This window comes from Aeromonas rivuli (assembly GCF_000820045.1).
Classification (GTDB): Bacteria; Pseudomonadota; Gammaproteobacteria; order Enterobacterales; family Aeromonadaceae; genus Aeromonas; species Aeromonas rivuli.
Genome location: NZ_CDBJ01000032.1, coordinates 79,850 through 92,617 on the forward strand (window position 1 = coordinate 79,850; position 12,768 = coordinate 92,617).

The following is a 12,768-nucleotide window of genomic DNA, read 5'->3' on the forward strand; positions in this document are numbered from 1 at the left end:
CCATCGCCTGCTGGCTGGCTGGCGGGACGCTGCTATCTGCCGCAACCAGGCCAGCCGACAGAGTGACCATCGCCTGCTGGCTGGCCGGGCGCTGCTATCTGCCGCAACCAGGCCAGCCGACCTAATCCCCATCGCCTGCTGGCTGGCGGGGCGCTGCTATCTGCCGCAACCAGGCCAGCCGACAGAGTGACCATCGCCTGCTGGCTGGCTGGTGCCTGCTACCTGCCGGCAAGCGCCTGAATCTGCTGGGCCCTCGCCCGCGCCCTTGTTATCTGCGATTCATGAAACTCTTGTATCATGCAGGTTTTATCAGGATGCGAGTTCAGGGATGACAGGGATTTTTCTGCAGTTTCTTTGGCTGGGTTGCACCAGCTTCGGCGGCCCGGCTGCTCACATTGGCTACTTCCAGCGCACCTTCGTCGAGCGGCTCGGTTGGCTCAGTCAAGCCGAGTTCGCCCAACAGCTGGCGCTGTGCCAACTGCTGCCGGGACCGGCCTCCAGCCAACTCGGCTTTGCCATCGGCCGCCACAGAGCCGGTCTGGGGGGCGCACTGGCGGCCTTTGTCGGCTTCACCTTGCCCTCCTTCCTGTTGCTGATCCTCGCCGCCCTGGGCCTGGGTCAGCTTGCGCAAAATCTCTGGCTGGACGCCGCCCTGCATGGCCTCAAGCTGCTGGTGCTGGTGGTGGTCGCCGATGCCGTGCTCAGCATGGCGCGTCAGTTCTGCAAAAGCGGCCTGACTCAAGGGATCATGGTGGCAACGGCGGCCGCGCTCTGGTGGCAGCCGGGTCTCCTCACCCAGTTGTTGATGATGCTGGCCGGGGCCCTGCTCTGTGCCCGTCTGGCCAAGGTCGCCGCCCCCCAGTCCACCCCCTGGCAGGGACCTCATTGGCCCAGCCTGATCCTGTTCACGCTGCTCTTCCTCGGATTGCCCCTGTTGGCCGGTTCAGAGCCGGGCCGCCTGGTTGCCGACTTCTTCCAGGCGGGCAGCCTGGTGTTCGGTGGTGGCCATGTGGTGCTGCCTCTGCTCGAGCAGAGCGCGGGCCAGGCCTTGAGCCCCAGCCAGTTCCTGACCGGTTACAGCCTGGCGCAATTGGTGCCAGGCCCCATGTTTACCCTGGCCAGCTATCTGGGGGCCTTGATGCTGCCACAGCAGGCGCTGCTCGGCGCGCTGCTCGCGACCCTGGCGCTCTTCCTGCCGGGCTTCCTGCTGCTCTGGGCCCTGAGTCCCTGCTGGCAGGCTCTGCTGGCCAGGCCCCGGCTGGCGGGGGGCGTCGCGGGTATCAACGCCGCCGTGGTGGGGCTGCTGCTGGCGGCCCTCTATCAACCCATCTGGCAGAGCGCGATACTGGCCCCGAGAGATCTCGCACTGGCCACAGTCGGCCTCTTCCTGCTGCGGGTGATGAAGCTGCCCATACTGGCTCTGGCCGCCCTGCTGCTCGGCTGCAGCCTGCTGCTGGCCTGACTTACTTGCCTGCCCCTGCTGTCCGGTTACAACAGGCTGCTGGCCTGACTTACTTGCTTGCCCCTGCTGCCCGGTTACAACAGGCTGCTGGCCTGAGTTACTTACTTGCCTGCTGCCCGGTTACAACAGGCTGCTGGCCTGAGTTACTTACTTGCCTGCTGCCCGGTTACAACCGGCTGCTGGCCTGATGTGTTACTTGCCAGCCCCTGCTGCCCGGTTACAACAGCCTGCTGGCCTGAGTCCGTCTCGCCACAGCGGCGCCTGCCCGACGCTGGGACTGGCTTTTCCATCGCCCATAAAAACGGCGACGCTGCCGGGCAGCGTCGCCGTTTTCATCTCTCGTCTGTACCCCTGCTAAGGTTCGTCGGCCTGAAAATCCAGGCTCAAACTATTGACGCAGTAGCGTTGCCCCGTCTCGGTCGGCCCATCCGGGAAGACGTGCCCCAGGTGGGACCCGCAACCGGCGCAGCTGATCTCGACCCGCTTCATGCCGTGGCTGCCATCGTTGCGGTAATCCACCCTGCCGTCGAGGGCTCTGTCGAACGAGGGCCAGCCACAACCGGCATCAAACTTGGCACTCGAGGGGAAGATCACCTGTTTGCAGCAGGTGCAGAGGTATTCACCACTCTTGCGGTTGTGCAGCAGGGCGCCGCTGTAAGGCTGTTCAGTGCCCCGCTCCCAGCAGACATGGAACTGCTCGGGGCTTAAAGTGTTGCGCCAGTTTTCAGGGTTATTTTCACTCAAATCTTGCCTCCACGGCGCAGGGTCTGTGAGACAGGGGCCACAGCATAACCAGCCAACGCCCCCGACTCCACCCCACAAAATATCCGGAAAAGCGAGATTGTGATCCCCTTGGCAGATAAAACCGCTGATCCCGCTGATCTGCCAGGGTCAACCTACCGGGATTCAGGGAGCATGATGACCCACAGGGTCGAGTGGCGGACTGACTCGTTCCAGCAGTTTGAGGGCGTGAGCCCGCCCCACGGCAACTTGACGCTTGATGTCATCGGGCAGGAAGGGCAAGCCATCATTGGTGGCCGTGTCTATGGTCTGCACCCACTCCATCCCCTCCCCCGGGGGCGGCAGACGGAACTGGATGTCATAACCACTGGCATTGAACAGCACCAGCCAACGCTCCCCCTCCTCATCCAGAGAACCAATGTCCATGGCGAAGGCTTGGCCCATGGGCGCCTGCCAATCCTGATCCGTGAGCGGATGACCGTCCGGGTGATACCAGTCGACGCGATGGCAGTGCTCCTGGGCGCCATGCCAGCTGTCGTCACACAGCCGCAAGTTGGAGAAGACCTCGGAGCTGGCCCGCAGCGCCACCATCTGCCGGGTGAACGCGAGCAGCCGCTCATCCTCCGGCCGCCATTGCCAATTGACCCAGCTTATCTGGTTGTCCTGGCAGTAGGCGTTGTTGTTGCCGAGCTGACTGCGTCCCATCTCATCACCGCCGAGAAAGTGCGGGGTACCCTGGGAGAGCAACAGGGTGGCGATCAGGTTGCGTTTCTGCTGGAGCCGCAGACTGCTGATCCTGGGATCGAGCGTCGGCCCCTCCACCCCGTGGTTGCTGGAGAGATTGTTGCCGTGACCGTCCCGGTTATCCTCGCCATTGGCCTGGTTGTGGCGCTGGTTGTAAGAGACCAGATCCTCCAGGGTGAAGCCATCGTGGTAGCAGAGGTAGTTGATGCTGGTATGCGGCGAGCGCCAGTTCTTGGGGAAGAGATCCCGCGAGCCCATCAAGCGGGTGGCAAGATCCGCCATCTTGCCGCCATCTCCACGCCAGAAGGCGCGCACCGTATCCCGGTAGCGATCGTTGATCTCCTGCCACTGGCTCGGGAACTGACCGAGTCGGTAGCCGAACGGGCCAATGTCCCAGGGCTCTGCGATCAGCTTGACCCCGGCGAGCACGGGATCGGCCAGCAGCGCCTTGAAGAAGGCCCCCATGGGTTCGAACTCCCCCGCCTCCCGCCCCAGCGTCACCGCGAGATCGAAGCGAAAACCATCCACCTGCATCTCGGTCACCCAGTAGCGCAGGGCATCGAGCACCAGCCGCAGGCTGTTGGGGTGATCCAGATTCACGCTGTTGCCACAGCCGGTGACATTGGCATAACGGTTGAAATCCGGGCCATGGGCGCCGGGTTCGAAACTGTAATAGCCGCTGTTATCCAGCCCCTTGAACGACAGCACTGGCCCGTCAAACCCCGATTCGGCGGTATGGTTGTAGACCACATCCAGGATCACCTCTATCCCGGCCCGGTGCAGCTCGCGCACCATGGTCTTGAACTCGGTCACAGCGTCCCGCACGGCGTAGCGTGGCTCGGGGGCAAAGAAGGCGACCGGGTTGTAGCCCCAGTAGTTGGTGAGCCCCAGATCCTCCAGCCTGGGTTCGGCCATGAAGGCCGCCACCGGCATCAGTTGCAATGAACTGATGCCGAGCGACTTGAGGTGGGTCAGCATCAGGGGATGGCAGAGCCCCAGATAGGTGCCCCGTTCGGCCTCCGGGATGGCAGGGTGCAGCTTGGTGAAGCCCTTGACGTGGGCTTCATAAATCAGGGTCTGCGCCGGGCTAATGGTCGGCTTGGTCACCCCCTGCCAGTCGAAATCATCCCGGACCACCACCGACTTGGCCTGCATGGCCGCGCTGTCCCCCTCGTAACTCTCGGCATCCCAGCGCAGCGGGCGGGAGAGCCCACGCGCATAGGGGTCTATCAGCAGCTTGTCGCCATCAAACAGCAGGCCATCCTGAGGTTCGCCATAGAGGCGATAGCCGTAACGCTGACCCGCCCCTATGCCGCTGACATGACCGAACCGGTACTGACCACGCTGCCCGGGCAACACCAGACAAGCCGTCTCCTGCTCCTGCTCGTCATAGAGGCAGAGCTCGACCCGCTCTGCTTGCGGTGCCCAGACGCAGAACTGACATCCCGTCTCATCCAGCCAGGCCCCGAGGCGCTGGCCGCTTCCCTTCTCGATATTGACCATCAAGACTCCTGTTTGATGAACAAGGTCGCAAGCGGTGGCAAGTCCAGCTCGATGGAGTGGCTCATGCCCTGCCAGGGGGTCGATTCGGCGACAAAATCCAAACCCACATCATAGTTGCTGCCCCAGTAATGCTCGCTGTCGGTGTTGAGCAGCACCCGATAACGGCCAGCGCCCGGCACACCGAGTCGATAGTGTTGACGCGGTACCGGGGTAAAGTTACTGGCGACCAGCACGGATCCGTTGCCATTCAAGTCGGCGCGCAGCCAGGCCAGGATGCTGTTGTCGGCATCGTTATGATCCAGCCAGCGGAATCCCTGACGCTCATGATCCGCCTCGAAGAGGGCAGTTTCCTGGCGATAGAGCTGGTTGAGATCGCGGATCAGCGCCTGCTGGCCCGCGTGTTTCGGGAAGTGCAGCAGGTGCCAGGGCAACTGGGCATCATGGTTCCACTCACTGCTCTGCGCGATTTCGGTGCCCATGAAGTTGAGCTTCTTGCCCGGATGACCGTACATGTACCCCATGTAGGCGCGCAGGTTAGCGGCTTGCTGCCACTCATCCCCCGGCATCTTGTAGAGCAGGGAGTGTTTACCGTGCACCACCTCGTCGTGGGAGAGCGGCAGGATGAAGTTCTCGTCATAGTGATACACCATGGCGAAGGTCATCTCGTTGTGGTGATAACGGCGATGCACCGGCTCCTTCTGCATGTAACTCAAGGTGTCGTGCATCCAACCCATGTTCCACTTAAAGCCAAATCCCAGGCCACCGAGGAAGGTGGGTCGGGAGACACCCGCAAAGGCGGTGGACTCCTCGGCTATGGTCACCGCGTTGGGATACTGACCATAGACAGCTTCGTTGAACCACTTGAGCAGGCTGATCGCCTCGTAGTTGTGGTTGCCGCCATCGACGTTGGGAACCCACTCCCCGGCATTGCGCGAATAGTCCAGATAGAGCATGGAGGCGACCGCATCGACCCGCAGGCCATCGATGTGGAACTTGTCGAGCCAGTAGAGGGCGCTCGCCACCAGGAACTGGCGCACCGTGTCCCGGCCAAAATCATAGATGTAGGAGTTCCAGTCAGGGTGCCAGCCCCGGCGCGGATCCTCGTACTCGTAGAGCGGCGTGCCATCGAAGCGGGCCAGACCATGGGCATCGGACGGGAAGTGGGCAGGCACCCAATCCAGGATGACGCCAATTCCCGCCTGATGGCAGGCATCGACGAAAAATTTGAAGTCATCGGCACTGCCAAAGCGGCTGGTCGGCGAGAACATGCCCACCGGCTGATAACCCCAGGATCCGCTGAACGGGTGCTCGGAGACGGGCAGCAGTTCGATGTGGGTGTAGCCCATGTCGGTGACGTAGCCCACCAGATCCACCGCCAGTTCGCGCCAACTCAGGCTGTCGCCATTGGGGTGGCGCTTCCAGGAGCCCACATGCAGCTCATAAATGGAAAGTGCCTGCTCGCGCTTGTCACCGCCACAGCGGGCTTGCCAGTCGCCATCTTGCCACTGGTACTGTTCATGGTCGTAGACCACCGAGGCGAACGACGGATACTGCTCGCAGTAGAAGCCGACCGGATCGCTCTTGTGGGGCAGCCGATTGCCCGCCAGATCCTTGAGCTCGAACTTGTAACGTGCCCCGGCCTGCATACCAGGCACGAACAGCACCCAGTGGCCACACAGGCTGCGCTGCATGGGGTGACGACGACCATCCCACAGGTTGAAGTCGCCGATGAGGCTCACCGCAGTGGCACTCGGGGCATAGACGGCGAAACGCACCCCGGCAATCGACTGGCCGAGGTGGGTGATGGTGGTGAGCTGAGCCCCCAGGGTCTGATAGAGATGCTCGGGGGCCGCGGTCAGTTCGGCCAGGCCGTGCCAGGCGGCATCCTGGCACTGATAGGGATCGATGATATCGTGGCTGGCATCGGCATAGCGGGCGATGAGCTGATAGGGAAAGGGGAGTTTGCGGCGGGTGAAAACAGTTTCAAAAAGACCCGATGGGTCACTGGGAGTCAGGGTGGCGACCAATTTGCCCGACTTGAGATCCTTGACGCCGACCTCGATGGCGTCAGGCAACCAGGCCCTCAACCTCAGACCGGGTCCGTCCGGATTCGCGCAGAGGCCTAAGTGAGAGAAGGGATCGGCACAACGGGCCGCAGCCAAGCGTTCAACGAGCATAGGGACATCCTTTCATAGCAGAGCATCCGCCCGGGCCAGGGCCCGAGCGGATGTGAGCGAGTCATGGAAAAACGACTCAACGACTGGCCTCATCGCGGGCCTGACTCATACGAGCCGCCAACGCCTTGAGCGACTCGCTCTCGAACAGATCTTCCAGATCCGCCGACAGCTTGCGACGCCAGTTCGGGTATTCGTAACTGGTACCAGGCACGTTGACCGGTTTGTCCATCTCCAGCCAATCTTCCAGCTGGGTGCTGAACAGGGCGCAGCTGCCACGGGACATGTGGATCTGCAAACCATGGTTCAGCTCGGTATTCATGCCAACCCAGTTGACGTCATGACTGACGTTGGGGGAGATGACCCCATGGCCATGCAGACTGTCGAGGATACTCTGCTTGGCCTGGTGGCGATCCGCATAGAGGGTCTTGAGTACCGCCTCGTCCGGGTAGAGTCCCAGCTCCTTGCCGAGCGCCAGATCGTCACAATGCCAGAACCCCTTCAGGGTCGGCATGTCGTGGGTGGTCAGGGCCGACATCGCCTGCTCGGTGTAGTGGGCCGGGGAGATATAGCCGCCATCCTCCTTGGAGCGCTCGAAGAAGAACACCTTGTAGGAGTGGACGCCATTCTCTTTGAGGGTCACATCTATGCCCTCAGGCACAGTGCCGAGATCTTCCCCTATCAGCAGACACTGATTGCGGTGGGACTCCAGCGCCAGTATGCCGAGCAGGTCATCGACCGGGTAGTAGATATAGGCCCCTTTGGCCGCAGAGGCACCAGGTGGTACCCACCACAGCCGCAGCAAGGCCATGACATGGTCGATGCGCAGCGCGCCGCACGAACGCATGTTGGCCCTGAACATGTCCACCATGGGCTGATAGGCCGCTTCAAAGAGCTGGCTCGGATTCATGGGGGGCAGACCCCAGTTCTGGCCGAGTGGCCCCAGGATATCGGGCGGCGCACCGACCGAGGCTTTCGGGCAATAGAGTGCACGGTTGGCCCAGATCTCGGTCGAGCCTTCGGAGACCCCCACCGCCAGATCCCGGTAGATCCCCATCACCATACCGGCCGCCTTGGCCCTGGCATCGGCCGCGGCGAGCTGCTCATCGGCCAGGAACTGCAGGTAGAGGTAGAATCTCACCTCCTGGCTGTGGGCGGCCACCCAGCTGGCGACCTCCGCATTGTGGTAATCCTGCAAGGCCTCGGGCCAGACTGGCCAGCCCCAGGCATTTTGACCTTCTGCATAGAGGCTGGCCTGGATAGCGTCGAAGCTCGCCTGCTGCTGCAGGCTGTCACCACCGGCTGCGACGAAGGATTCGAAGGCCGCGAGGCGGGTGCCGCTCAACGGGCTCTGATCGAACACCTGGCGCAGCATGGGCAGCTTGATGGCGGTGACGCCGCTGTAGTCCACGTACTCCTTGGCGCGCAACGAGGCGAGCTGCTGCTGGAAGGAGGATGAGGCGACTTCGGCCTTGAGGGCCGCATTGGCCTGGAATTCAGGCACGGCTTCCACGTCGATGTAGATGAGGTTCAACCAGCGACGGGAAGAGGGGCTATAGGGGCTGGCACTCTCCGGATTGGCCGGATAGAGGGCATGAATGGGGTTCAGACCCACGAAGTGTGCGCCCCAGCCAGCCACGCGCTCGACCAGCAAGCCCAGATCGCTGAAATCGCCAATGCCCCAGTTGGTGCGACTGCGCAGGCAATAGAGCTGCACGCTCGGCCCCCACACCTTGCGGCCGTTGGCGATGGGCGCCTGTTTGTAGCACGCCTTGGGCGCGACGATGAGCCGCATGCTGGCCAGGGGCTCGTCGTTGCCCTCTTCCAGCAGTGTCAGCTGGTGATAGCCGAGCTCGGGCTGCACCGCCAACGCCACGCGATAGGCCTGGCACTCCATCTCTTCAAATTCGGCGACGCCGACCAGTTCGCCCTCGACCGGGGTGAGCTGACCGGACAACGCGCCCCCCTGCTCCAGCGCCAGCTGCCAGCTGAGGGTGTCGTTGACAAAATCGATGGGCAGACGCAACTCCAGCACGATGGGCTCGCCTTCACGCACCACCATCACGGGATCCAGGGCGCGCAACCAGTGCTGGCGGTACTCCTGTTCCAATTGGGCGGTGAGCGTCGCGTCGTCATCGACCTGGTAGCCCATGGCCCCCAGCATGGCGGCCTTGCTCTCTTGGGATACCTGGGCCGGTTGGCCCCAGGCATCAACATACTCGCTGGCAATGCCTTTGGCGGCAGCCAGCTGTTCTATCAGGGTGGTCATAGTTTGAGAATTCCCGCTGTGGATTCTGTCTATACTATTTTGTTTAGTTTTTATGGGTCTTACAGGCGAACTGGCTCTTTGGCCACGCCAAACCGCCGCCATTTTCACACATCTGACCCGGGGGTTGTGTGACAGAGTAGGCACTATTTGGGTTATCTCTTTCGACAAAAACTGGTAGTCAGTTACATAAACAGAAAATAAATTTCACAGTTTTTCATGATATAGCGCAATTTCGAGCAGATTGTTGGTTGACTCACCGGTGAGTTCTAGTAAATTTACAAACGGAATTTTCTTTGACTACTGAACAGTTAGGTAACCAATTATGACTATCAAAGTAGGTATTAACGGTTTTGGCCGTATCGGTCGTTTCGTTTTCCGTCTGGCCGCTGAGCGCGCTGACATCGAAGTTGTTGGTATCAACGACCTGATCGACGTTGACTACATGGCTTACATGCTGAAGTACGACTCCACTCACGGCCGTTTCAATGGCACCGTTGAAGTCAAAGACGGCAACCTGGTTGTTAACGGTAAAACCGTGCGTGTTACCGCTGAGCGTGACCCGGCCAACCTGAAATGGGATGCCATCGGTGTTGACGTGGTTGCCGAGGCTACCGGTCTGTTCCTGGACGACGCCACTGCACGTAAGCACATCGCTGCCGGTGCCAAGAAAGTCGTACTGACTGGCCCGTCCAAAGACGCTACCCCTATGTTCGTCATGGGTGTTAACGACTCTACCTACGCTGGCCAGGACATCGTTTCCAACGCTTCCTGCACCACCAACTGCCTGGCCCCGATCGCCAAGGTTCTGAACGATACCTTCGGTATCGAATCCGGCCTGATGACTACTGTCCACGCTACCACTGCTACCCAGAAGACCGTTGATGGTCCGTCTGCCAAAGACTGGCGCGGTGGCCGCGGTGCGGCTCAGAACATCATCCCGTCCTCTACCGGTGCTGCCAAAGCTGTTGGCGTGGTCATCCCTGAGCTGAACGGCAAACTGACCGGTATGGCGTTCCGCGTACCGACTCCGGACGTGTCCGTTGTTGACCTGACCGTTAACCTGAAGAAAGCCGCCACCTACGCCGAAATCTGCGCAGCCATGAAAGCAGCCTCCGAAGGCTCCATGAAGGGCGTGCTGGGCTACACCGAAGATCAAGTGGTCTCCACCGACTTCCTGGGTGAGCGTCAGACTTCCGTGTTCGATGCCAAAGCCGGTATCGCACTGAACGACAAATTCGTGAAAGTTGTATCCTGGTACGACAACGAAATGGGCTACTCCAGCAAAGTTCTGGACCTGATCGCTCACATCTCCAAGTAATTTGGGATGCGCCATCACGTAGCGTAAAAAAGGCGGCCATTGGCCGCCTTTTTTGTTATCTGCACACTGTTGTTGGGTCGTCGAATCATCGCCGGATCCTCAAGGAGTTCCCATGCAATCCCTCCGTCCCCTGACTGCCAACTGCCAGCTAGTCAACAACGCGTCCGGCCTGCCCCTGCTCTATATCGACAATGGGGTCGCCAAGGCCGAGATCAGCCTGTTTGGTGGCCATGTGTTGCGCTATCAACGCCATGGTGAGCCAGCATCCCTCTGGCTAAGCAACAAGGCCGTGCTGGATGGCAGCAAGCCTATCCGTGGCGGCATACCTGTCTGCTGGCCCTGGTTTGGCCCCTCCCCCGCCCGGGTAGGCAACGGCAAACCAGCCCATGGTTTCGCCCGTACCAGCCTCTGGACACTGGATGGGGTGAGCGATCACGAAGATGGCACCCTGGTCCATCTCTCCCTGACCGATAGCGATGCCACACAGGCACTCTGGCCCCACCCCTTCGAGCTGGAACTCGATATACTGGTCGGCCGCGAGCTCTCCCTGGTCCTGACGACCCGCAACACAGGGTCGGCGCCCATCGTCTATAACGCCGCCCTGCACACCTACTTGCAGGTGAGCGCCCCTGAGGCCATCGAGGTGCAAGGCCTCGGCGAACCCTACGCCGACAAGCTGACCGGCCAGGATGCGCAGCAACAGGGCGCTCTGACGCTCACAGCAGCCATTGATCGGGTCTACCACCAACCCGAGGCCATGATCCGGGTTCAGGATGGCGATCGCACCACTCAGGTGGTCAGCGGCAACCACGACAGCATTGTGGTCTGGACCCCTTGGCTGGAAGGGGCCACCGCCATGGCGGATATGAGCAACGACGGTTACCGCACCATGCTCTGCGTCGAAGCCGCCATCACCGCCGATACTGGCGTGACCGTCGCGCCGGATGAAGAGCACAGTTTCTCCACCGTGATCATCTGACCCCAGAGCGGACGATGAGGGCTACCACTCCAACCTCTGCGTCGAAGCGGCCATCACCGCCGATACTGGCGTGACTGTCGCGCCGGATGAAGAGCACAGTTTCTCCACCGTGATCATCTGACCCCAGAGCGGGCGATGAGGGCTATCACTCCAACCTCTGCGTCGAAGCCACCATCACCGCCGATGCTGGCGTGACCGTCGCGCCGGATGAAGAGCACAGCTTCTCGACCGTGATTTGCTAACGATCAGCCAATAGCAAGAGGGCACCCTGGGGTGCCCTCTTTCATGGCGGCTGGTTAGCCTCATGGGCAGCCTGTCAGGCGTTACCCTGCACCTTCAGCTTGAGCTCTGCGGCAAAGTCCAACATGCGATCGAGGGGGATCAATGCCTTGATGCGCAGGGCCTCGTCGACCAATATCTCATGCTGCTCGGCACCATCGGTGAGCGCATCCTTGATAGCCGCCAGGCCGTTCATCGCCATCCAGGGGCAATGAGCACAGCTGCGGCAGGTCGCGCCGTCACCACCGGTCGGTGCCTCGACCATCTCCTTGTCCGGACAAGCCTGCTGCATCTTGTAGAAGATGCCGCGATCGGTCGCCACGATCAGTTTCTTCTGAGGCAAGTCCCGCGCCGCCTTGATCAGCTGACTGGTGGAACCCACCGCATCGGCCAGCTCGATGACCGACGCCGGGGACTCCGGGTGCACCAGCACGGCCGCGTCCGGGTTCTGGGCCTTGAGGGCACGCAGGGCGCTCGCCTTGAACTCATCATGGACGATGCAGTGCCCTTGCCAGCGCAGCATCTGGGCACCGGTCTTCTTCTCGATATAGGCGCCCAGGTGCCTGTCCGGGCCCCAGATGATCTTGTGACCCTGGCTATCGAGATGTTCGACGATTTCGAGCGCAATGCTGGAAGTCACCACCCAGTCTGCCCGTGCCTTGACCGCAGCCGAGGTGTTGGCATAAACGACGATGATATGATCCGGGTGGGCATCGCAGAAGGCGGAGAACTGCTCAATCGGGCAACCCAGATCGAGGGAACACTCGGCCTTCAGGGTCGGCATCAACACCTGTTTGTGGGGACTCAGGATCTTGGACGTTTCCCCCATGAAACGCACCCCCGCCACGATCAGGGTCTGGGCTGCGTGATCCCGGCCAAAACGGGCCATCTCCAGGGAGTCACCGACGAAACCACCGGTGGCTTCGGCCAGGGCCTGGATCTCGGGATCCGTGTAGTAGTGGGCGATCAGCACGGCCTTGCGCTCAATCAACAGCGCCTTGATCTCCTCGATGAAGCGGCTCTTCTCGGCCTGGCTCAAGGGGACGGGTTTGGCCGGGAAGGGGTAATCCATCTCAACCGCGGGAGGGATACTGCTCAGTGCATTGCTCATTGCGACTGTTCCATCAGGGCTTGGAAAGGCCAAAATTATAACCAGAAGCCGGCCACAAACCCATCAACAAATCACAATCACCGTCAGAGGGCTCAAGCGCGCCCACAACAAAAAGGCCCGCACATTTGTGCGGGCCTTTTTGTGTGACCATCTCGATGGCCTGGAATATGGTGGTCGTTACTGGGCTC

General features: G+C 61.2%; 8 protein-coding genes. 3 read left to right on the top strand and 5 right to left on the bottom strand.

Annotation, left to right across the window (positions count from 1 at the left end; translation table 11 throughout):
* Positions 1 to 328: 328 nt before the first annotated feature.
* A complete protein-coding gene (gene chrA / locus BN1130_RS07400; RefSeq protein ID WP_042041163.1) occupies positions 329 to 1,462 on the top strand; it encodes a chromate efflux transporter in 1,134 nt (377 codons plus the stop codon).
* Between the two features lie 354 nt (positions 1,463 to 1,816).
* Here chrA and msrB read toward each other — a convergent pair whose 3' ends face one another.
* The 4 genes from msrB to malQ form a co-directional block, all read right to left on the bottom strand.
* Positions 1,817 to 2,206 (bottom strand): peptide-methionine (R)-S-oxide reductase MsrB, encoded by a 390-nt coding sequence (msrB, locus tag BN1130_RS07405; protein ID WP_042041164.1) that lies wholly within the window; start codon positions 2,204 to 2,206, stop codon positions 1,817 to 1,819.
* A 162-nt stretch (positions 2,207 to 2,368) separates the two neighbouring features.
* Entirely contained in the window at positions 2,369 to 4,450 is a 2,082-nt protein-coding gene (gene glgX, locus BN1130_RS07410; protein ID WP_042041165.1) for a glycogen debranching protein GlgX, read from the bottom strand.
* Positions 4,450 to 6,627: a 1,4-alpha-glucan branching protein GlgB gene (gene glgB, locus BN1130_RS07415; protein ID WP_042041166.1), complete on the bottom strand. Its 2,178-nt coding sequence runs from the start codon at positions 6,625 to 6,627 to the stop codon at positions 4,450 to 4,452. The genes glgX and glgB overlap by 1 nt, the downstream gene beginning before the upstream one ends.
* Positions 6,628 to 6,703: 76 nt before the next feature.
* Positions 6,704 to 8,893, bottom strand: a complete 2,190-nt coding sequence (malQ, locus tag BN1130_RS07420) for a 4-alpha-glucanotransferase (RefSeq protein ID WP_042041168.1) — start codon at positions 8,891 to 8,893, stop codon at positions 6,704 to 6,706.
* Positions 8,894 to 9,215: 322 nt separating this feature from the next.
* Here malQ and gap point away from each other — a divergent pair, with 322 nt between their 5' ends.
* Together gap and BN1130_RS07430 are read left to right on the top strand one after the other, a co-directional pair.
* On the top strand, positions 9,216 to 10,211 hold the full coding sequence (gene gap, locus BN1130_RS07425; RefSeq protein ID WP_033129683.1) for a type I glyceraldehyde-3-phosphate dehydrogenase: 996 nt from the start codon (positions 9,216 to 9,218) through the stop codon (positions 10,209 to 10,211).
* 112 nt (positions 10,212 to 10,323) lie between these two features.
* Positions 10,324 to 11,190 (top strand): D-hexose-6-phosphate mutarotase, encoded by an 867-nt coding sequence (locus BN1130_RS07430; protein ID WP_042041169.1) that lies wholly within the window; start codon positions 10,324 to 10,326, stop codon positions 11,188 to 11,190.
* A gap of 316 nt (positions 11,191 to 11,506) precedes the next feature.
* On the opposite strand, the gene nadA is transcribed toward BN1130_RS07430, so the two are convergent.
* Positions 11,507 to 12,580 carry a quinolinate synthase NadA gene (gene nadA / locus BN1130_RS07435; protein WP_042041170.1) on the bottom strand — a complete coding sequence of 358 codons (1,074 nt, stop codon included), beginning with the start codon at positions 12,578 to 12,580 and terminating at the stop codon, positions 11,507 to 11,509.
* Positions 12,581 to 12,768: the final 188 nt, after the last annotated feature.

What these genes read in the sequence shown, in the direction of transcription:
- chrA (WP_042041163.1), top strand. Translation starts at nt 329, where the DNA reads ATGACAGGGATTTTTCTGCAGTTTCTTTGGCTGGGTTGCACCAGCTTC.
- malQ (WP_042041168.1), bottom strand. Translation starts at nt 8,893, where the DNA reads ATGACCACCCTGATAGAACAGCTGGCTGCCGCCAAAGGCATTGCCAGC.
- glgB (WP_042041166.1), bottom strand. Translation starts at nt 6,627, where the DNA reads ATGCTCGTTGAACGCTTGGCTGCGGCCCGTTGTGCCGATCCCTTCTCT.
- gap (WP_033129683.1), top strand. Translation starts at nt 9,216, where the DNA reads ATGACTATCAAAGTAGGTATTAACGGTTTTGGCCGTATCGGTCGTTTC.
- glgX (WP_042041165.1), bottom strand. Translation starts at nt 4,450, where the DNA reads ATGGTCAATATCGAGAAGGGAAGCGGCCAGCGCCTCGGGGCCTGGCTG.
- nadA (WP_042041170.1), bottom strand. Translation starts at nt 12,580, where the DNA reads ATGAGCAATGCACTGAGCAGTATCCCTCCCGCGGTTGAGATGGATTAC.
- BN1130_RS07430 (WP_042041169.1), top strand. Translation starts at nt 10,324, where the DNA reads ATGCAATCCCTCCGTCCCCTGACTGCCAACTGCCAGCTAGTCAACAAC.